General features: G+C 71.0%; 17 protein-coding genes. 14 read left to right on the top strand and 3 right to left on the bottom strand.

Annotated features, from left to right (window positions below):
- Positions 1 to 68 precede the first annotated feature (68 nt).
- Both J7E91_RS14265 and J7E91_RS14260 read left to right on the top strand, forming a co-directional pair.
- Entirely contained in the window at positions 69 to 629 is a 561-nt protein-coding gene (locus J7E91_RS14265; protein ID WP_214903253.1) for a PadR family transcriptional regulator, read from the top strand.
- A gap of 77 nt (positions 630 to 706) precedes the next feature.
- Positions 707 to 2,434: an acyl-CoA dehydrogenase family protein gene (locus tag J7E91_RS14260; protein ID WP_214903250.1), complete on the top strand. Its 1,728-nt coding sequence runs from the start codon at positions 707 to 709 to the stop codon at positions 2,432 to 2,434.
- Between the two features lie 48 nt (positions 2,435 to 2,482).
- Here J7E91_RS14260 and J7E91_RS14255 read toward each other — a convergent pair whose 3' ends face one another.
- Positions 2,483 to 3,274 carry an SGNH/GDSL hydrolase family protein gene (locus J7E91_RS14255; protein ID WP_214903247.1) on the bottom strand — a complete coding sequence of 264 codons (792 nt, stop codon included), beginning with the start codon at positions 3,272 to 3,274 and terminating at the stop codon, positions 2,483 to 2,485.
- A 565-nt stretch (positions 3,275 to 3,839) separates the two neighbouring features.
- On the opposite strand from J7E91_RS14255, the gene J7E91_RS14250 reads away from it, so the two are divergent.
- From J7E91_RS14250 to J7E91_RS14240, 3 genes are read left to right on the top strand one after another with little or no spacing between them, the layout of a single operon-like run.
- Entirely contained in the window at positions 3,840 to 4,520 is a 681-nt protein-coding gene (locus J7E91_RS14250) for an ABC transporter permease (RefSeq protein WP_214903245.1), read from the top strand.
- Positions 4,517 to 5,191: an ABC transporter permease gene (locus tag J7E91_RS14245; protein WP_214903242.1), complete on the top strand. Its 675-nt coding sequence runs from the start codon at positions 4,517 to 4,519 to the stop codon at positions 5,189 to 5,191. The genes J7E91_RS14250 and J7E91_RS14245 overlap by 4 nt, the downstream gene beginning before the upstream one ends.
- A complete protein-coding gene (locus J7E91_RS14240; protein ID WP_214903226.1) occupies positions 5,188 to 6,138 on the top strand; it encodes an ABC transporter substrate-binding protein in 951 nt (316 codons plus the stop codon). The genes J7E91_RS14245 and J7E91_RS14240 overlap by 4 nt, the downstream gene beginning before the upstream one ends.
- A gap of 29 nt (positions 6,139 to 6,167) precedes the next feature.
- Here J7E91_RS14240 and J7E91_RS14235 read toward each other — a convergent pair whose 3' ends face one another.
- Complete coding sequence (locus tag J7E91_RS14235) at positions 6,168 to 7,334, bottom strand: ABC transporter ATP-binding protein (protein WP_214903210.1); 1,167 nt, start codon at positions 7,332 to 7,334, stop codon at positions 6,168 to 6,170.
- Positions 7,335 to 7,484: 150 nt separating this feature from the next.
- Between J7E91_RS14235 and J7E91_RS14230 the strand changes: the two genes are divergently transcribed.
- Complete coding sequence (locus J7E91_RS14230) at positions 7,485 to 8,237, top strand: PIG-L deacetylase family protein (RefSeq protein ID WP_214903207.1); 753 nt, start codon at positions 7,485 to 7,487, stop codon at positions 8,235 to 8,237.
- A gap of 19 nt (positions 8,238 to 8,256) precedes the next feature.
- Here J7E91_RS14230 and J7E91_RS14225 read toward each other — a convergent pair whose 3' ends face one another.
- Entirely contained in the window at positions 8,257 to 9,162 is a 906-nt protein-coding gene (locus J7E91_RS14225) for an RNA polymerase sigma factor SigF (protein WP_214903205.1), read from the bottom strand.
- A 286-nt stretch (positions 9,163 to 9,448) separates the two neighbouring features.
- On the opposite strand from J7E91_RS14225, the gene J7E91_RS14220 reads away from it, so the two are divergent.
- The 8 genes from J7E91_RS14220 to J7E91_RS14185 all read left to right on the top strand — a co-directional run bounded on the left by J7E91_RS14220 (position 9,449) and on the right by J7E91_RS14185 (position 20,395).
- Positions 9,449 to 12,100: a beta-N-acetylglucosaminidase domain-containing protein gene (locus J7E91_RS14220; protein ID WP_214903498.1), complete on the top strand. Its 2,652-nt coding sequence runs from the start codon at positions 9,449 to 9,451 to the stop codon at positions 12,098 to 12,100.
- Between the two features lie 244 nt (positions 12,101 to 12,344).
- Positions 12,345 to 13,703 (top strand): hemolysin family protein, encoded by a 1,359-nt coding sequence (locus tag J7E91_RS14215; RefSeq protein ID WP_214903202.1) that lies wholly within the window; start codon positions 12,345 to 12,347, stop codon positions 13,701 to 13,703.
- Positions 13,700 to 14,731: a hemolysin family protein gene (locus tag J7E91_RS14210; protein ID WP_214903200.1), complete on the top strand. Its 1,032-nt coding sequence runs from the start codon at positions 13,700 to 13,702 to the stop codon at positions 14,729 to 14,731. Before J7E91_RS14215 ends, J7E91_RS14210 begins: the two co-directional genes overlap by 4 nt.
- A 48-nt stretch (positions 14,732 to 14,779) precedes the next feature.
- Positions 14,780 to 15,364: a helix-turn-helix domain-containing protein gene (locus tag J7E91_RS14205; protein WP_214903198.1), complete on the top strand. Its 585-nt coding sequence runs from the start codon at positions 14,780 to 14,782 to the stop codon at positions 15,362 to 15,364.
- An 87-nt stretch (positions 15,365 to 15,451) separates the two neighbouring features.
- A complete protein-coding gene (locus J7E91_RS14200; protein ID WP_214903195.1) occupies positions 15,452 to 16,420 on the top strand; it encodes an NADPH:quinone oxidoreductase family protein in 969 nt (322 codons plus the stop codon).
- Positions 16,417 to 17,598, top strand: a complete 1,182-nt coding sequence (locus J7E91_RS14195; RefSeq protein WP_214903192.1) for an acyl-CoA dehydrogenase family protein — start codon at positions 16,417 to 16,419, stop codon at positions 17,596 to 17,598. The genes J7E91_RS14200 and J7E91_RS14195 overlap by 4 nt, the downstream gene beginning before the upstream one ends.
- On the top strand, positions 17,595 to 18,707 hold the full coding sequence (locus J7E91_RS14190) for an acyl-CoA dehydrogenase family protein (protein WP_214903189.1): 1,113 nt from the start codon (positions 17,595 to 17,597) through the stop codon (positions 18,705 to 18,707). The genes J7E91_RS14195 and J7E91_RS14190 overlap by 4 nt, the downstream gene beginning before the upstream one ends.
- An 89-nt stretch (positions 18,708 to 18,796) precedes the next feature.
- Positions 18,797 to 20,395, top strand: coding sequence for an ABC transporter substrate-binding protein (locus J7E91_RS14185; protein WP_214903186.1), 1,599 nt, complete (start codon positions 18,797 to 18,799; stop codon positions 20,393 to 20,395).

Genomic DNA, 20,395 nt, shown 5'->3' with positions numbered 1-20,395 from the left:
ACGTGAACCGTGTCTCACCCTGGCCGTGCCGCTTGTCTATGCAACGAGTTGCATAGAAGGATCGGGGCATGGCGCTCGAACACGCGATTCTCGTCTCCCTGCTGGAGAAGCCGGGCTCCGGCTATGAGCTGGCCCGGCGGTTCGAGCGGTCCATCGGTTACTTCTGGAACGCCACCCACCAGCAGATCTACCGCGTTCTCAAGCGGATGGAGAGCGACGGCTGGATCGACGTCCGCGAGGTGCCGCAGCAGGCCCGGCCGGACAAGAAGGAGTACTCCGTCGCCGCCCCCGGCCGGGCCGCGCTGGCCCAGTGGCTGCACGAGCCGATCGAACCCGAGAGCGTCCGGCACGACCTCGCCGTGAAGATCCGCGGCGCGGCCTTCGACGAGGACCCGGCCGCGCTGATCAGCGAGGTCGAGCGGCACCACCAGGCGCACACCGACCGGCTCGCGCACTATCTCGCGGGGGAGCGGCGTGACTTCACCGGACCGGAGACCGGCGGAGTGCCCGACGCCGGCCGGGAGCTCCAGCATGTCGTGCTGCGCGGCGGCATCGCGTACGAGCGGATGATGCTCGCCTGGCTCGACGACGTACTCGCCACGCTCCACCGGCTCGGCGGCGAGCACTGAACCGGCGCACCGGCGAGCACACCACGCCCCCCTCACCGCACACCCCTTCAACCCTCACCCCGGAAAGGCGGACTTCCATGGCCGACCCGCTGCTGTTCAACCCGCGCACCTACGACCCGGCGCACTTCGACGCCGAGACCCGCAGGCTGCTGCGCGCCACCGTCGACTGGTTCGAGGACCGTGGCAAGCGCAAGCTGATAGAGGACTACCGCTCCCGTGCCTGGCTCGCGGACTTCCTCGCGTTCTCCGCGAAGGAAGGGCTGTTCGCGACCTTCCTCACCCCGGCCTCCGCCGCCGACGGGCAGCAGGACAAGCGCTGGGACACCGCCAGGATCGCCGCCCTCAACGAGATCTTCGGCTTCTACGGGCTCGACTACTGGTACGCGTGGCAGGTCACCGTCCTCGGCCTCGGCCCGGTCTGGCAGAGCGACAACGCCGCCGCCCGCGCCCGAGCGGCCGAACTCCTCGCCCAGGGCGAGGTGTTCGCCTTCGGCCTGTCCGAGAAGTCCCACGGCGCCGACATCTACTCCACCGACATGCTGCTTGAGCCGGACAGTGACGGTGCCGGCGGCTTCCGGGCCAGCGGCTCGAAGTACTACATCGGCAACGGCAACGCCGCCGGGCTCGTCTCCGTCTTCGGCCGCCGCACCGACGTCGAGGGCCCGGACGGTTACGTCTTCTTCGCCGCCGACAGCCGCCACCCGGCGTACCACCTCGTGAAGAACGTCGTCGACTCCTCGAAGTACGTGAGCGAGTTCCGTCTCGACGGCTACCCGGTCGCCGCCGACGACGTGCTGCACACCGGACGCGCCGCCTTCGACGCCGCCCTCAACACCGTCAACGTCGGCAAGTTCAACCTCTGCACCGCCTCCATCGGCATCTGCGAGCACGCGATGTACGAGGCCGTCACCCACGCGCACAACCGCGTCCTCTACGGCCGCCCCGTCACCGCTTTCCCACACGTGCGCCGGGAGCTGACCGACGCGTACGTCCGCCTCGTCGGAATGAAGCTGTTCAGCGACCGCGCGGTCGACTACTTCCGCTCGGCCGGCCCCGACGACCGCCGCTACCTGCTCTTCAACCCGATGACGAAGATGAAGGTGACCACGGAGGGCGAGAAGGTCATCGACCTGATGTGGGACGTCATCGCCGCCAAGGGCTTCGAGAAGGACACCTACTTCGCCCAGGCCGCCGTCGAGATCCGGGGGCTGCCGAAGCTGGAGGGCACGGTCCACGTCAACCTCGCCCTCATCCTCAAGTTCATGCGCAACCACCTGCTGGACCCGGCCGAGTACGCGCCCGTACCGACCCGCCTCGACGCGGCGGACGACGACTTCCTCTTCCGGCAGGGACCGGCCCGCGGCCTGGGCTCCGTACGCTTCCACGACTGGCGCACGGCCTACGACGCGTACGCCCACGTGCCCAATGTCGGCCGCTTCCGCGAGCAGGCGGACGCCCTGTGCGAGTTCGTCAGGACCGCCGCCCCCGACGAGGAGCAGAGCCGCGACCTGGACCTCCTGCTCGCGGTGGGCCAGCTCTTCGCGCTGGTCGTCCACGGCCAGCTGATCCTGGAGCAGGCGCGCCTGACCGGCCTGGAGGAGGACGTGCTGGACGAGCTGTTCTCCGTCCTCGTACGGGACTTCTCGGCGCACGCCGTCGAGCTGTACGGCAAGGATTCCGCCACCGGGCAGCAGCAGCGCTGGGCGCTGGACGCGGTCCGGCGCCCGGTCGTCGACGACGCCCGCTCGGCCCGGGTCTGGGAGCGCGTGGCGGCGCTGTCCGGGGCGTACGAGATGGCGCCGTAGCAGGGGATTCGCCGGCCGGGAGCGGGAGCCGGAGGCCACGACGGCTGCCTACCGCGCGGCCGCCCGTCCGGCCCGGTCCCTGCCGGTCGCGGGAGGGCCGGTCGCGGGAGGCGGTCGGCGCAGAACGGCGTCGACCGTCTCGGCGATCGCCTCGCAGTAGCGCACGATGCCCGGTGAATGCACCGGGCAGGGGCGTGGTGTCTTCGTGGTCGGCGCGAGACAGAAGTGCAGGTGGTCGTCGTCCCGGTGCAGCGAGGTGAGTCCGCCGCGGCAGTCGCCCGGACGGGCCCGCTCGTCGTCGTTGCAGGGCAGCCGCTGCGCCCAGGTGTAGCGGCTGCCCGCCGGGCTCACCTCCCGGCCGGCGTCCGCCACCGTGTCCCCGCCGGCGTCCGCTTGGTCCCGGTAGATGCCGTTGACCCGGCGGACCCGGTCCGGCGAGAAGGCGTCCGGGGCCTGCAACACCCAGACGATCCTGGGCCGTTGAATGCCGGCACCGCGTGCCGCCGCCGCGATCTGCTCCGTGAGAGCTTTCGCGTCGGCCGCGTACCGCGCGTAGTAGCGCGAGCCGCCGCCCTGGGGGATCGAGTCCATGCAGGGCGTGTACGCCCACGCGTTGCCCCAGAACTGCAGCACGACGATCTGCGGCCGCTGCGACCTGACCAGGGCGGCCGCCTTGTGCCGGGACGGTACGAGGGAGTCGCGCGCCGTTCCCTCCAGGTAGTCGCACAGCGTCGTACCCGAGTACGGCGCGCTGTGTACGGTCGCCCGCCCCCCGGCGGCGACGCGGTCGGCGAGGACGCGCCGGCTCTCCATGGCCAGCGAGTCCCCGAGGTAGAGCACGCGTGACTTCCCGCGCGGTGGCTGCGACTTCGGCGGTGACTCCGGGGCAGGGGCCGGAACGGGCGCTGCCGTCCGTGCGCCGGGCGGGGGAGCGGCGGCGGTGGTGGTGTCCGAGGGATCAGAGCAAGCGGTCACCCAGGCCAGCGCCAGTGCGGCGAAAACCGCGAATCGTCCGCACCTCACGCCTCTCCCCTTCCCGTCCGGTGACGAGGCACCACACTGGACCCGCGCGGGGCAGAGGTCCAGACGGCGTACGCGCCAAAATCCCGGAGCCCGGCCGGCCCGACGCGCGCGCCGCGACGGCGGACAGCACCCGTCGCAGGGCGCACCAGTCGTGCGGAGGTGACGCCCGCGTGCGCGGACGCGTCGCCGCTGAGGACCGCGAACCAGGGCCGGACGCTCCACCCGCGTACCGCGTACCGCGTACCGCGTCCGGGGGCGCCGTCCTCGGCCCGGTACATGAGATTCCCGCCCTGCCGCGAGGCCTCGCCCCGGAGCGGCGTAACGTCCCCGAACAGTCCACCATGACGCGCGGCACCGCCCCGCCGCGGGCTGCAATGGAGGGGTGACCGCGCCCCCGGACGACTGCCTCGCGCGTAATGAGTGGCTCTGCGGCGAGTACCTCTCCACCCGCCGCGAGATCCTCCTGGACGCCGTACTCCAGCACCTCCAGCTGACCGGCGTCTCCGTCCTCCTCGGTCTCGTGCTCGCCGTCCCCCTCGCCGTCGCCGCCCGTCGATGGCGCGGGGCGGCGGGCCCCGTGCTCGGGGTGACGACCGTCCTCTACACGATCCCGTCGCTCGCGATGTTCTCTCTGCTGCTGCCGGTGTACGGGCTGTCCGCCTGGCTCGTGATCGCGGGGCTCGTCCTCTATTCGCTCACCCTGCTCGTACGCAACATCCTTGCCGGACTGCGCGCGGTGCCCGAAGAGACCAGGCAGGCCGCACGGGGCATGGGTTACGGACCCGTCAGGCTGCTGCTCGCCGTCGAGCTGCCCCTCGCGCTCCCCGCCGCCATGGCCGGCCTGCGCATCGCCACCGTCTCCGCGGTCTCCCTCGTCACCATCGGCGCGATCGTCGGGTACGGCGGCCTGGGCAACCTCATCTACTCCGGCATGAACACCTACTTCAAGGCCCAGGTCCTCGCCGCCTCCGTCCTGTGCGTTGTCATCGCCGTCGCCGCCGACGTCCTGCTGCTCGGCGTGCAGCGGGTGCTCACCCCCTGGATGCGGGAGGCGCGCGCGTGAACACCCTCTCCGCTGCCTGGGACTGGCTGACCAGTGCCGCGAACTGGTCGGGCGAGGGCGGCATCTGGAACCGGCTCGGCGAGCACCTCTTCCTCACCGTCGTCTGCCTGCTGCTGAGCTGCCTGATCGCGCTGCCCGTCGCCCTCGTGCTCGGCCATCTCGGCAAGGGCGGCGCGCTCGCCGTCAACATCTCCAACGTCGGTCGGGCCGTGCCCACCTTCGCCGTCCTCGTCCTGCTGCTGCTCACCCCCGTCGGCAGGTACGGCCAGTGGCCGACGATCATCGCGCTGGTGCTGTTCGCCGTACCGCCGCTGCTCACCAACGCGTACGTCGGCATGCGCGGCGTCGACCGCGACACCGTCCGGGCGGCGCGCGGGATGGGCATGACGGGCGGCCAGTTGCTGTGGCGCGTGGAGGTCCCGCTCGCCCTTCCGCTGATCCTCACCGGGGTGCGCGTCGCGGCCGTGCAGCTCGTCGCCACCGCGACGATCGCGGCGCTCGCGGGCGGCGGCGGCCTCGGGCGGATCATCACCGCCGGGTTCAACCTCGCCAGCACCCCGCAGGTGGTCGCGGGAGCCGTGCTGGTCGCCCTCTTCGCGCTGCTGGTGGAAGGGGTGTTCGAGACCGCGCAGTGGCTCGCGCCCCAGTGGGCGAGGAGGGGCGCGACATGACAGCCGTCCGCGTCGCCGCGTTCCTGCTCACCGTCTCCCTCGCCGCCTGCGCCACGGGGCCCGCCCTGGAGGAGCGGGGCAAGGTCACCGCGCCGCCGGGCGACAGCCGGCAGCTGACCGTCGGATCGGCGGGCTTCACCGAGAGCGACCTGCTCGCCCGGATGTACGCGCTCCTCCTCGACCGGGCCGGATACGAGACGACGATCCTGTCCGTCACGAACAGAGAGCTCTACGAGCCCGCCCTCGAAAACGGCCAGATCGACGTCGTCCCCGAGTACGCCGCCACCTTCGCCGACTGGCTCAACTCCACGGCCAACGGCGCCGACGCCCCGCCCGTCGGCTCACCCGACCTCGGCGCCACGATGACCGCGCTGCGCGCCCTGGCGGCCCCGCGCGGCCTCAGCGTCCTCGACGCGGGCCGCGCCGTCGACCAGAACGCCTTCGCCGTCGCGGCGTCGTACGCCGCGAAGCACCGGCTGAAGACCCTCTCCGACCTCGGCAGGTCCGGGCAGCCGGTGCGCCTCGCGGCGGGCGACGAGTGTGTCGAGCGTCCCTACTGCGCGCCCGGCCTCAGGAAGACGTACGGCATCGACATCACCGCCGTCGACCCCAAGGGAGTCGGCACCACCCCGGCGAAACAGGCCGTCCAGAACGGCCAGGACCAGATGGTCCTCACCACGACGACGGACGCGACCCTCGACGACTTCGGGCTGGTCCTGCTGGAGGACGACAAGCGTCTGCAGAACGCCGACCACATCGTGCCCGTGGTCAACCGGTCGCGCGCCGGGTCCGCCGGTGTGAAGCGCGCGCTGAACCAGCTCAACACCGTACTGACGACCGAGGACCTGGCGTCCCTCAATGAGCAGGTGGACAGCTGGCGCAGGCTGCCCGAGGACGTCGCCAGGCGCTACCTGGAGTCCAGGAAACTGATCCCGGCGGACGGCTGACGGCCGACGTTCGGGCGGCTGACGTCCGGTCACGCGTCCGCGACCGAGTCGAAGGACACCTGGCCGCGCGGCACGCCCTGCGCGTCGGCGTCGACCGAGCGGCGCAGTGCCTCGTGCAGCTTCGCCGGAGTGAGTACGCCGACGAACCTCGCGCCGTCCAGCACCGCCACCCATCCCGCGTCGTACTGCAGCATCTCGCTGAAGGCATGCTTGAGCGGCGCCCCGACCGGCACCCATGCCTCCATCCGGTGGGCCAGGTCGCCCACTGTGGCGCCGCCACGGCCCGCGCTGCTCAGCTCTTCGGTGGACACCCAGCCGTGCAGGTCGTTCTCGTCGGTGAGCACCACCGCCCACCGGGCGCCGTCCGCGCGCAGCCGGGCTGCCGCGTTCCGCGCGGGCTCGTCCAGGCGGGCGAACGGCGGCTGTTCCAGGTCGTCGGCCTCGATCTCGGTCACGGACAGTCGCTTCAGGCCCCGGTCCGCCCCCACGAACTGGGCCACACGGGGGGTGGCCGGCGCGCCGAGCACCGTGGCCGGCGTGTCGAACTGCTCGATGCGCCCCTGTCCGTACACCGCGATACGGTCGCCCATCCGCACCGCTTCCTCGATGTCGTGGGTGACCAGCAGAACCGTCTTGCGGACCGTCGCCTGGAGTCCGAGGAATTCGTCCTGGAGCCGCTCGCGCACCACCGGGTCGACCGCGCCGAACGGTTCGTCCATCAGGAGCACCGGCGGATCGGCCGCGAGCGCCCGGGCGACGCCGACCCGCTGGCGCTGCCCGCCGGACAGCTGGTCCGGGTAGCGCGACCCGTACACGGACGGATCGAGCCCCACCAGGTCGAGCAGCTCCGCCGCCCGCGCCCTGGCCCTCGGTTTCTTCCAGCCGGTCAGGAAGGGGACCGTGGCCGTGTTGTCAAGAACGGTGCGGTGCGGGAAGAGGCCGACCTGCTGGATGACGTATCCGATACGGCGGCGCAGCCTGACCGGGTCGACGGCCGCGATGTCCTCACCGGCCACGAGGATCCGGCCCGAGGTCGGCTCGATCAGGCGGTTCACCATCATCATGGTGGTCGTCTTCCCGCAGCCCGAAGGACCGACCAGGGTGACCAGCTCGCCCTCGGCCACCTCGAAGGACAGGTCGTGGACGGCGGCCGTGCCGTCCGGGTACACCTTGCCGACCTGCTCGAACCGGATCATGTACGCCACGGTAGGAGGGGTGGGCGCGGGGTGCGACCCGGCGCTGCGCCCGCTGCGGACCGTGACGCGCGGCGTCATCTGACGCGGCATCGACCGCCGCAACCCCTGCCGCGGAACCGGAACGGATGCTTCGCCGCTTATTCTGCGCGCATGACGACCGAGCCGACACAGCAGCCTCAGCAGCTTCAGCCGATGCCCTCCGACTGGCAGCGCGCCCTCGCCGTGGTGGCGCACCCGGACGATCTCGAGTACGGGTGCGCCGGAGCCATCGCGGGATGGACCGACGGCGGCCGCGAAGTGGCGTACCTCCTCGCCACCCGGGGCGAGGCCGGCATCGACAGCCTGGAACCGGACAAGTGCGGCCCGCTGCGCGAGCGGGAGCAGCGGGCCAGTGCGGCGGTCGTCGGTGTGACGACGGTCGAGTTCCTGGACTACAAGGACGGCGTGATCGAGTACGGGACCGCTCTGCGCCGGGACATCGCCTCCGCCATCCGCAGGCACCGTCCCGAACTCGTCATCACCCTCAACCACCGCGACACGTGGGGCGGCGTCGTCTGGAACACGCCCGACCACCGGGCGGTGGGCCGGGCCACCCTGGACGCGGCGGGGGACGCCGGGAACCGGTGGATCTTCCCCGAGCTCACCGAGCAGGGGCTCGCGCCCTGGGACGGCGTGCGCTGGGTCGCCGTCGCGGGCTCCACGACGCCCACCCATGCCGTGGACGCGGGACCCGGCCTGGAGCGGTCCGTACGGTCGCTGCTCGAACACCGTGCGTACATCGAGGCTTTGACGGACGACGACCCCGAGACGTACTGCCGCACGTTCCTCACCCAGAACGCGCAGCGAGCGGCGGAGCGCTTCGGCGGAAAGCCCGCCGTCACCTTCGAGGTCTTCAGCCGCTGAGCGCGAGAGCCGGGAGAGCTCAGGATTCGCTGAGCATGCCGGCGCGGAGCTTCGTGAGGGTGCGCGTCAGGAGGCGCGAGACGTGCATCTGCGAGATGCCCAGCTCGGCTCCGATCTGCGACTGTGTCATCTCCTGGCCGAAGCGCATCTCGATGATGTTCCGCTCCCGGTCGTCGAGCTCGCCCAGTAGCGGCGCCAAGGCGTGCAGGTCCTCCACCGTCTCCATGGCGGGGTCGGCCTCGCCCAGCACATCGGCGAAGGTACGCGAGGGGTTGGCGCGACCCTCGTCCCCGGTCTCGGTGGGCATGTCCAGGGAGCCGGCGGTGTAGCCGTTGGAAGCCACGAGACCTTCCACGACCTCGTCCTCACTGAGCTTCAGGTGCTCGGCGAGTTCCTTGACCGTCGGGTCCCGGTCCAGTACGGCGGCGAGATCCTCCCTGGCCCTGGCGAGTTCCACCCGCAGTTCCTGCAGCCGCCGGGGGACGTGAACGGCCCACGTCGTGTCACGGAAGAACCGCTTGATCTCCCCGACGATGTAAGGGACGGCGAAGGTCGCGAACTCCACCTCACGGGACAGATCGAACCGGTCGATGGCCTTGATCAGACCGATGGTGCCGACCTGGATAATGTCCTCCATGTCGCCGCCACCGCGGTTGCGGAAGCGTCCGGCGGCGAATCGCACCAGCGAGAGGTTCATCTCAATAAGGGTGTTACGGGCATACTGGTGCTCGGGTGTGCCCTCTTCGAGGACCTGAAGCTGGTCGAGGAACGCCTTCGACAGACTGCGGGCGTCCTTCGGGGCCACCTTCCCCGCGTCCTCGATCCACGGCAGCTCGCTCGCGCCGGGGAGCGCCCCGGTCCGCGCCGCACTCGTCGCGACCTGTGGCCGCGGAACTTCCGAAATCCGCACCGGCGTTGTCGTCATCTTCCCGCCTCTCTCCTGATCGCTCCGTTCCCTCCGACTGCCCAGACATCCACTTTGTATGTCCCCCGCCGCCGAATGGCGGACGGGGTTGCGCCAGGGGTACGGCTATCCGGCCGAAAGTTGACTGGGGGTGGGCAACTTGCGGAAACGTCTTGATTAAGACGTGCGCGCCATTGACAGCCTGTCAGGCCCCTGGAGGATTCTGTGGCGTTGAGATGCGCGACTGCCCACAGTTTTCGCCGGGACCTCTGGAGGACGTGTGACGCTCCGCCCGCGCCCGCTCGCCATGCTCGCCTGCGCTTCCGCTCTCGCCCTGGTGCTCGGTGTTCCGGCCGTCGGGGCGGCCGCCGATCCCCAGGACACGAGCGACCGAAGAACCGCCCCCGTCATCACCCCGACACCGCAGGACCTCCGCCCGCGCGACGACCGCGTCACCGTCACCCCGACGGTGACGCTCGTCGCCGGCGCCAAGGCCGACGCCGCCGCCCTCAAGGTGACCCAGCAGGCACTCCTCGACGCCGGCGCCCACCAGGTCGTACGCGGCGAACGCCCCGTCGGGAGCCGGCTGACCGTCTACGTCGGCGGGCCGGGGGAGACCCCGCAGACCGCCGAAGCGCTCACCGCCCTCGGCATGGAGGGCCCCGGCCAACTCGCTCCCGAGGGGTATGTCCTGGGCATCGGTGAGCGCCGTATCGCGCTCTCCGGCAAGGACAGGGCCGGTACGTACTACGCCGCCCAGTCGCTGCGCCAGCTGCTGCCCGAGCGCAAGGGTCCCGGCGCGAAGGTCGCGGGGGCCGAGATCCGGGACTGGCCCACTACCGCGATCCGCGGTGTCATCGAGGGCTTCTACGGCATCCCGTGGACCCACGCGGCCCGCCTCGACCAGCTCGACTTCTACGGCGAGCACAAGATGAACATCTTCGTCTACTCGCCCAAGGACGACCCGTACCTGCGCGAGAGGTGGCGGGAGCCGTACCCCGCCGCCCAGCTCGCGAAGATGAAGGAGCTCGTCGACCGGGCCGGCGCCCGGCACGTGGAGTTCACCTACGCGCTGTCGCCCGGACTGAGCGTCTGCTACAGCTCCGAGGCCGACATCAAGGCGCTGACCGACAAGTTCCGGACGGTCTGGGACCTCGGCGTGCGCACCTACGCCGTACCGCTCGACGACATCAGCTACACGAAATGGAACTGCCAGGCCGACCAGGACAAGTGGGGGACCGGAGCGGCTGCCGCGGGCGCCGCCCAGGCGTACCTCCTCAACCGGGTCAACCGGGACTTCATCGCCACCCACCCGGGCGCCGCGCCGCTCCAGATGGTGCCGACGGAGTACTACAACGTCACCCCGTCCCCGTACAAGAAGGCGCTCGCCGAGCAGCTCGACGAGGACGTGGTGGTCGAGTGGACCGGTGTCGGTGTCATCGCTCCGGTGATCACGGTGGCGCAGGCGAAGGCAGCGCGTGACGTCTTCGCGCACCCGATCCTGCTCTGGGACAACTATCCGGTGAACGACTACGTCACCAACCGGCTGCTGCTCGGTCCGTACAACGGCCGGGAGAAGGGGATGCCCGCGGAGCTAGGCTCCGGCATCACCGCCAACCCGATGAACCAGGCGTACGCCTCGAAGATCCCGCTCATGACGGTCGCCGACTACACGTGGAACGACGCGGCCTACGATCCGGGCAAATCGTGGCGGACGGCGATCTCCGAGTACGCGGAGGGCGACGCGAGGACCGAGAAGGCCCTGCGGATCTTCTCCGACGTCAACTACAGCTCCCGCATCAACGCACAGCAGGCACCCGCTCTGGCCGCCGAGATCGCGGAGTTCTGGGAGTCCAAGAACGCGGCCGGGCTGGACAGCGCGCTGTACGACCTTCAGCGGTCCCCGGACGTACTGCGCGACCGTATCGCCGAGCAGGAGTTCATCCACGACAGCGAGCCGTGGCTCGACGCCGCAGAGGCGTGGGGAGTCGCGGCGCGCGCGGCCCTGCGGCTGGTCGAACTGGCCCGCGACGGAGACGGCGCCCAGGCGTGGGAACAGCGGCAGCGGCTGCCCGCGCTCGTCACCGCGGCGAAGTCCTTCACGTACACCGACCTCGACGGACGCAAGATCCCGGTCGTCGTGGGCGAGGGGGTGCTCGACAAGTTCACCGAGGACGCGGCCGCCGAGCACGACCGGCTGCTCGGCGTCACCGGCGCCGTCAAGGGCCTCACCAACCTGCCCGCGTACCAGGGCAACGCCATAGAGCGGATGCTCGACGGCGACGACAGCACGTTCTTCTGGAGCAGCCGCGCCACCCGCACCGGCGACCATGTGACGGTCGACCTGCGCAAGGAACGCGAGATCGGCGACATCTCGCTCGCCATGGCCAAGCCGGGGAGCGTGAACGACTACATGCGTCAGGGAGTACTGGAGTACTCGTCGGACGGCTCCTCCTGGGAACAGCTCGCGGCGTTCTCCGGAAAGGCGGTCGTGACGGCGACCGCCCCGCCGGGAACCGAGGCCCGGTACGTGCGGGCGCGGGCCACCGCCGGGCAGATGAACTGGCTCGTCGTGAGGGAGTTCACCGTCGAGACGAAGGACGCGTCCGTGACCGGCGGACCGCCGCCGGCGGCGGGCAGCAGCCTGCGCGCGGCCGCCGACGGAGACGTGACGAGCGTCTACCGGGCCGCCCGCGCGCCCGAGTCGCGCGAGGCGCTCCAGGTCGATCTCGGAGGCACGCGGGAGGTGTCCTCCGTGACCGTCCTGCAGCCGGGGGGCGGCTCCGCGCAGGCCGCCGTGCAGGTACGCACTCCGGACGGCGACTGGGACACGGTCGGCGAGCTCGATGGCGGCTACGGCGAGTTCACGGTGGACGGTGAACCGGTCTCGGCCGTACGCCTGCTCTGGAGCGACGAGGGCGGCAGTACGCCGCAGATCGCGGAGGTGATCGTGCGGTAGCGGAAGCGGTACGGGTGCGGTCCCCGGGCGTTGGTCCGGGGGCCGCGCCGTGTCCGGGCGCGTCGCGGCTGTGATCGCCGTCACCCGACACCGCTTTTGCGCCCCCTTTACTATTGGGGGGCAGGGTTACCCGCCCCGCCCAGACACCTGATCAAAGAAGGAGCTGCAGTCCCGCAATGGGTGAGCCTCCCAGTACGAGCCGTGCCGTTTTTGCCCCGTCGAACCGTGGGGCGGAGGTGGCACGGTGACCGAAGTTCTCCTTCTGCTCCTCGCTCTCGCACTCACTCTGGCGTGCGCGTTGTTCGTCGCGGCCGAGTTCTCGCTGACCACCATCGAGCGTGGCGAGCTGGAACGGGCCGCGCAGGCCGGTGAACGGGGCGCCGTAAGCGCCCTGAAGGCCGCCAAGCGCCTCACCTTCCAGCTCTCGGGCGCCCAGCTGGGCATCACCGTGACCTCACTGGTCATCGGCATGCTCGCCGAGCCGTCCCTGGCCGTGCTGCTGCGCGGTCCTCTCCAGGCCGCAGGCCTGCCCGCCGGGGCCGTGTCCACCGTCGCGACGGTCCTCGGAGTCGCCGTGTCCACCGTGGTCCTGATGGTGGTCGGCGAGCTCGTCCCGAAGAACTGGGCGATCTCCAGCCCCTTGGCGGTCGCCAAGGTCGTCGCCGGCCCGCAGCGCGCGTTCACCGCCGCCTTCGGGCCGCTGATCCGCCACCTCAACAACACGGCGAACCGCACGGTCCGCCGCTTCGGCCTGGAACCGGCCGAGGAACTGGCGTCCGCCCGTACGCCGCAGGAACTGGTCGCACTGGCGCAGCACTCCGCCCGCGAGGGCGCGATCGAGCAGGACTCCGCCGAACTGTTCGTCCGTACGCTGCACCTGGGCGAGCTGACCGCGGAGAACGTCATGACGCCGCGCGTGGACGTCCAGGCCCTGGAGGCCCGCGCCACCGCCGCCGACGCCGCCAACCTCACCCTGGCCACCGGCCTGTCCCGGTTCCCCGTCTACCGCGACACCCTGGACGAGGTGATCGGCACCGTCCACATCCGCGACGTACTCGCCCTGGACGAGACGAAGCGGGACCGGACTCCGGTCACCGACCTGGCCACCGAGCCACTGCTCGTACCCACTTCCCTGCCTGTCGACCGGATGCTCCAGCAGTTGCGCCGGAGCCGCACCATGGCTGTGGTCATCGACGAGTACGGCGGCACGGCAGGCGTCGCCACCGTCGAGGACGTGGTCGAAGAAGTCGTCGGCGAGGTACGCGACGAGCACGATCCGCACGAGCGCCCCGGGCTTGAGGCCAGGGACCCGTCGGCGGACGGCCACGCGGTGTGGGAAGCGGACGGCAGTGTCCGTCTGGACCAGCTCCAGGAGATCGGCTTCAGCGCCCCCGACGGCCCGTACGAGACACTCGCCGGGCTCATCGCGACGCGCCTGGAGCGCATTCCGGAGCCCGCCGACCGGCTCGACGTCGACGACTGGAAGATCGCCGTCCTGGATGTCGAGCACCACCGTGCGGACCGGGTGCGGATCACCGCTCCCGCGTCGGTGTCCGCGCGGGCATCAGCGTCCGCAGTGAGGATCGCGGAGGAAGTCCGATGACCGCCATCCAGCTCGCCATCGGCGCACTCACCCTCCTCACCAACGCGTTCTTCGTCGGCGCCGAGTTCGCTCTGATCTCCGTACGGCGCAGCCAGATCGAGCCGCAGGCCGTCAGCGGCAGCCGCCGTGCCAGGAGCACCCTGTGGGGCCTTGAGCACCTGTCCGCCGCGATGGCCACCGCCCAGCTCGGCATCACCATCTCCTCGCTCGTGCTGGGCGCGGTCGCCGAACCGGCCATCGCCCACCTGCTGGAACCGCCGTTCCAGGCCGTCGGCGTACCGGAAGCGCTGATCCACCCGATCGCGTTCGTGATCGCGCTGACGCTGGCGACGTACCTGCACATGCTCGTCGGCGAGATGGTTCCGAAGAACATCGCGCTCGCCGCTCCGGTGCCGACCGCGCTGGCGCTGGCTCCGGCGCTGGTGGCCCTGACCCACGCCCTGCGGCCGGTCATCTTCGGCATCAACGCGTTCGCCAACGTGCTGCTGCGGATGCTCGGGGTCGAGCCGAAGAACGAGGTGATGTCCGTCTTCACCGATGACGAACTCGCTCGTCTCGTCAAGGACTCCAGCGAGGCCGGTCTGCTCGCCCCGGCCGACGGCGAGCGTCTGCGCGACGCCCTGGAGCTGGGCAACCGCCCGGTGGGTGAGGTGATGGTGCCGCTCAGCAGGATCGTCACCGTCGACCACACCACCACCCCGCAGCAGCTGGAGCGGGCCGCGGCGACCTGGGGATTCTCCCGGCTGCCGGTCACCGGTCCGGGCGACGAGGTGCTGGGCTATCTGCACATCAAGGACGCCCTCGGCGTCGTGGAGCGCACCCGGCCGTTCCCGCGTGCCGCGCTGCACCCGGTGATCCGGGTCGAGATCGACACGCCGCTCGACGACACCATGACCGCCATGCGGGCCGCGGGCACGCACCTGGCCGCCGTCACCGGCGACAAGGGCACCGTCATCGGCTTCGTCACCATGGAGGACGTACTGGAAGAGCTCGTCGGGCCGGCGGCGGGTGGCGCGATCCCGGCCTGAGGCGACCGGTGGTTTGACAAGCGGCCTTGCTGATTCTGCAATGTCCTCATGGATGAGGATCAGGATCTCGACGGTGTACTGAACGGCGTGGGCCCGCGCCTGCGCAAGGTCCGCAAGGAGCGCGGAGCCACGCTCGCGGCCCTGTCGGAAGCGACCGGGATCTCGGTGAGCACCCTGTCGCGGCTGGAGTCCGGCGGCCGCAAGCCGAGCCTGGAGCTGCTGCTGCCCATCGCCCGCGCCCACCAGGTGCCGCTCGACGAACTGGTGGGCGCGCCGCCGGTCGGGGACCCGCGGGTGCGAGCGAAGCCGATCGAGCGGGGCGGGCGGACGTACCTTCCGCTGACCCGTCAGCCCGGTGGGCTCCAGGCCTTCAAGGTGATCTGCCGGCCCACGCGGGAGGAGCCCGAGCCGCGCACGCACGAGGGCTATGAGTGGCTGTACGTCCTGTCGGGCAGGATGCGCGTGGTGCTGGGCCCGCACGATCTGGAGGTCGGCCCCGGCGAGGCGGTGGAGTTCGACACGCGCGTGCCGCACTGGTTCGGCCCGGTGGGGGAGGGGCCCGCGGAGTTCCTGAGTCTCTTCGGGCCCCAGGGGGAGCGCATGCACGTACGGGCCCGGCCGAAGTCCGGGTGATCGGGCCGAGACTGTTCCCATCGGGGCAAGCGACCGCTTAGTATGCGCCGAGCGCGGTACTGCCTACGGTGTTGTGGAGGATCTCGGATGCAGGCATGGCGAGTGCACGAGAACGGCGAGCCCGGCGAGGTGATGCGGCTCGACGAGGTCGAGCGGCCCACGCCGGCCGAAGGGCAGCTTCTGCTGAAGGTGCGCGCCGCGAACATCAACTTCCCCGACGCCCTGCTCTGCCGCGGCCAGTACCAGGTGCGGCCGCCGCTGCCCTTCACCCCGGGCGTCGAGGTCTGCGGCGAGACCGAGGACGGCCGCCGCGTGATCGCCAACCCGGCGCTGCCGCACGGCGGTTTCGCCGAGTACGTCGTCGTGGACGCGGCCACGGTGCTTGCCGCGCCGGAGTCGCTGGACGACGCCGAAGCGGCGGCCCTGCACATCGGTTACCAGACGGGCTGGTTCGGGCTGCACCGCCGGGCGCGCATCCAGGCGGGGGAGACGCTGCTGGTGCACGCGGCGGCGGGCGGCGTCGGCAGCGCGGCCGTACAGCTCGGCAAGGCGGCGGGCGCCACCGTCATCGGCGTCGTCGGCGGGCCCGAGAAGGCCCGTATCGCCCGGGAGCTGGGCTGCGACATGGTCATCGACCGGCGCACCGAGGACATCGTCGCCAAGGTCAAGGAGGCCACCGGCGGGCGGGGCGCCGACGTCGTCTACGATCCGGTGGGCGGTGACGCGTACGCCAAGTCGGTCAAGTGCGTCGCTTTCGAGGGCCGCATCGTCGTCGTCGGCTTCGCCAGTGGCGCGATCCCCTCGCCGGGACTCAACCACGCCCTGGTGAAGAACTACTCGATCGTCGGCCTCCACTGGGGCCTCTACAACACCATGGACCCGGCCGCGGTCCTCGCCTGCCACGAGGAGCTGACCAGGCTGGCCGCCGAGGGCGCCATCAAGCCTTTGATCAGCGAGCGCGTGGCCATGAAGGACGCGGCGGACGCCGTCCAGCGCGTCGCGGACGGCACGACCACCGGACGCGTGGTCGTCGTACCCGAGGGGGCGGCCCGATGACGGACGCGGCCGGAGTACGAAGCCTGACGAAAGAGCTGCTGGCGGCCCACCCGCCGGCCACCACGGACCGTACGGACTTCCTCAAGGCGCGCTTCGACGCCGGACTCGCCTGGGTGCACTACCCCGTGGGCCTCGGCGGCCTCGGCGCGCCCCGTTCCCTCCAGGCCGTCGTGGACGCGGAGCTGGCGGCAGCCGGCGCGCCCGACAACGACCCGCGGCGCATCGGCATCGGCCTCGGCATGGCCGCGCCCACCATCCTGCGCTTCGGTACGGACGAGCAGAAGCAGCGCCTGCTGCGGCCCCTGTGGGTCGGCGAGGAGGTGTGGTGCCAGCTGTTCAGCGAGCCGGGCGCGGGCTCCGACCTCGCGGCGCTCGGCACGCGCGCGGTGCGCGACGGTGACACCTGGGTGGTCGACGGGCAGAAGGTGTGGACCTCCAGCGCCCATGTGGCGCGCTGGGCGATCCTCATCGCCCGCACGGACCCCGGCCTGCCCAAGCACCAGGGCATCACGTACTTCGTGTGCGACATGACCGACCCGGGCGTCGAGGTCAGGCCGCTGCGCCAGATCACCGGCGAGGCCGAGTTCAACGAGGTCTTCCTCACCGGCGTACGCATCCCCGACAGCCGGCGCCTCGGCGGCGTGGGGGAGGGCTGGAAGGTCGCGCAGACCACCCTCATGAACGAGCGCGTGTCGATCGGCGGCTCCCGCATCCCGCGCGAGGGCGGCATGATCGGCCCCGTGGCCAAGACCTGGCGCGAACGCCCCGAACTGCGCACCCACGACCTGCACCAGCGCCTGCTGGACCTGTGGGTGGAGGCCGAGGTCGCCCGCCTCGCCGGTGAGCGGCTGCGCCAGCAGCTCGTGGCCGGCCAGCCGGGCCCCGAGGGCTCGGGCATGAAACTGGCCTTCGCCCGCCTCAACCAGGAGATCAGCGGCCTGGAGGTGGAACTGCGCGGCGAGGAAGGGCTGTTGTACGACGACTGGACCATGCGCCGTCCCGAACTCGTCGACTTCACCGGCCGCGACGCCGGCTACCGCTACCTGCGCTCCAAGGGCAACAGCATCGAAGGCGGTACGAGCGAGGTGCTGCTCAACATCGTCGCGGAACGCGTACTCGGCCTGCCGTCCGAGCCGCGCAGCGACAAGGACATCGCCTGGAAGGACCTGTCCCGATGACTGCTCAGCCTGATCTGCTCTACTCCGAGGCCGAGGACGACCTGCGCGCGGCCGTACGCTCCCTCCTCGCCGACCGCTGTGACGCCGCGGCCGTCCTCACCCGCGCGGAGTCGGACACCCCGTACGACCCGCGGCTGTGGGCCTCGCTGGCCACCGAGATGGGCCTGGCGGGGCTCCTCGTCCCCGAGAAGCTCGGTGGCCAGGGCGCCACGCACCGCGAGGCCGCGGTGGTGCTGGAGGAGCTGGGCCGCAGCGTCGCCCCGGTCCCGTACCTCACCGGAGCGGTCGTCGCCGCCGAGACGCTGCTGGGGTGCGACACCGAGGAGGCGGCGGTCGCGGAGCTCCTGGGCGCGCTCGCGGGCGGCCGTACGGTCGTGGCGCTCGCCGTTCCCCTCTCCGCCGCTCCGGGGGCCGACGTGCAACGTGCGGTACGGGCCGACGACGGCTCCCTCGGCGGACGTATCACCGCCGTCGCGGACGCCGCCGCCGCCGACGTCCTGCTCGTACCGGCCGAGGACGGGCTGTACGCGGTGGAGACGCGGGCTCCCGGCGTCACCGTCGAATCGCTGACGCCGCTCGACCTGACCAGGCCGCTCGCCACCGTCACCCTCGACGGGGCCCGCGGCCACCGGCTCGCCGGCTCGGCGGCGGCCCCCGTACGGCGCGGACTGCTCGCCGGGGCCGGGCTGCTCGCCTCGGAGCAGCTGGGCCTCGCCGAGTGGTGTCTGGAGGAGGTGGTCCGTTACACGCGCGACCGCAAGCAGTTCAACCGCCCGGTCGGTTCCTTCCAGGCACTCAAGCACCGCATGGCGCAGCTGTGGCTCGAAGTCGTCTCCGCGCGGGCGGCCGCCCGCAACGCCGCCGACGCCCTGGCGACCGGCAGCGCGGACGCGCCCCTCGCGGTGGCCGTCGCGCAGACGTACTGCTCCCGCGTCGCGGTGCACGCGGCCGAGGAGTGCGTACAGCTGCACGGCGGCATCGGGATGACCTGGGAGCACCCCGCGCATCTGTACCTCAAGCGGGCCAAGGCCGACTCGATCGCGCTGGGCGCGCCCGGCAGGCACACGGAGGCGGTGGCGGAGCTCGTGGATCTGCCCGCGCCCCGGTAAGGGGCGGTGGCGCAAGCACCCCTTTACATACGGTTTAATTGCGAGCTGTTCGCAATAACTGTTGATCTTTATTAGGGGTGTGGAGAGCCATGCTGTCCCGATCGATACGTGGGGCGGCCGCCGCGACGCTGGCCGGAACCCTGGCCATCACCGCGGCGGCCTGCTCGAAGCCGGGCACGAGCGGCGCCGCCGGGCACGGAGCCGGGGATTCCGCCGTCGTCGGTATCGCGTACGAGCCGGAGACGCTCAGCCCGCTCCTCGGCTACGGCAAGGACGGCAACTCCAAGATCTTCGACGGACTGCTGACCTTCGACGAAGAGATGAAGCTCCGGCCGGCGCTCGCCGCCGAGCTGCCCGAAGTCGCCGACGACGGCCGCACGTACACGTACACCCTGCGCCAGGGGGTGAAGTTCAGCGACGGCAAGCCCTTCACGTCGAAGGACGTGGTCTTCACCTACAGGACCATCCTCGACAAGAAGACCAACAACGCGTCCAAGACGGAACTCGACGCGGTCAAGGACGTCAGGGCCGACGGCGACCACAAGGTCGTCTTCACACTCAAGTACCCGTACGCGCCGTTCGCCGAGCGCACCGTCCTGCCGATCGCTCCCGAGCACGTCGCGGGCAAGCAGGACGTCAACAGCGGCTCCTTCACGACGAAGCCGGTCGGCACCGGACCGTACATCCTCACCGGCTGGTCCAAGGGCGAGAAGCTCAGCTTCAAGGCCAACCCCGGTTACTGGGGCGGCGAGCCCAAGGTGAAGAAGTTCACCATGGCGATCATCAAGGACGACGACGTGCGCGCCACCCGGCTGCGCACCAGTGACCTCGACGGCGCCATCCTGCCGCCCAACCTTGCCAAGACCTTCAGGGACGACGGCGGCAGGACGACGTACGCCGCCAGGTCCTTCGACTACCGCACCGTGACCCTGCCGACGCACAACAAGGTCGCGGGCGACACGGACGTACGGCGGGCACTCGACGTCGCCGTCGACCGCCGTGCCATGGTCGACAAGATCCTCGAAGGCGCGGGCAAGCCGGCCTACGGTCCCGTGCCGACGGACAGCCCCTGGTTCGCCAAGGGCACCGAGCGCACGCACGACCTCGCCAGGGCGAAGAAGATCCTCGACGAGGCGGGCTGGAAGCCGGGCGCCGACGGCATCCGCGTCAAGGACGGCGTACGCGCCCAGTTCCCCCTCTGGTACCTCTCCGGCGACAAGCTCCGCCAGGACCACGCCCTCGCCTACGCGTCCGACGCGAAGAAGGCCGGCATCGACATCAAGACCCAGGCGGGCACCTGGGAGGTCATCATGCCGCGCATGAAGCACGACGCCGTGCTCGCGGGCGGCGGCGCGCCCGGTGACCCCGACTTCGACCAGTACACGCTGCTCCAGTCCTCCCTCGCGGGCGACGCCTTCAACAACATGGCCTGGTACGACAACCCCGCCGTCGACAAGGCGCTCAAGAAGGGCCGCGAGAGCGGCGAGACGGCCGACCGCAGGGCCGCCTACGACACCGTGCAGCGCGAGCTCGTGAAGAACCCCGGCTACACCTTCCTCACCCACATCGACCACCTCTACGTCGTCGACGACAAGTGGTCCGGGCTGACGACGCAGACCGAGCCGCACGACCACGGCCTGGCCTCCGGCCCGTGGTGGAACGTCGAGGACTGGACGCCCAAGAAGTGA

The sequence above is a fragment of the Streptomyces sp. ISL-99 genome (assembly GCF_018614005.1).
Classification (GTDB): domain Bacteria; phylum Actinomycetota; class Actinomycetes; order Streptomycetales; family Streptomycetaceae; genus Streptomyces; species Streptomyces flavidovirens.
Note: the sequence above shows the minus strand (reverse complement) of the source record. Positions and strands in the feature narration are given on the sequence as shown.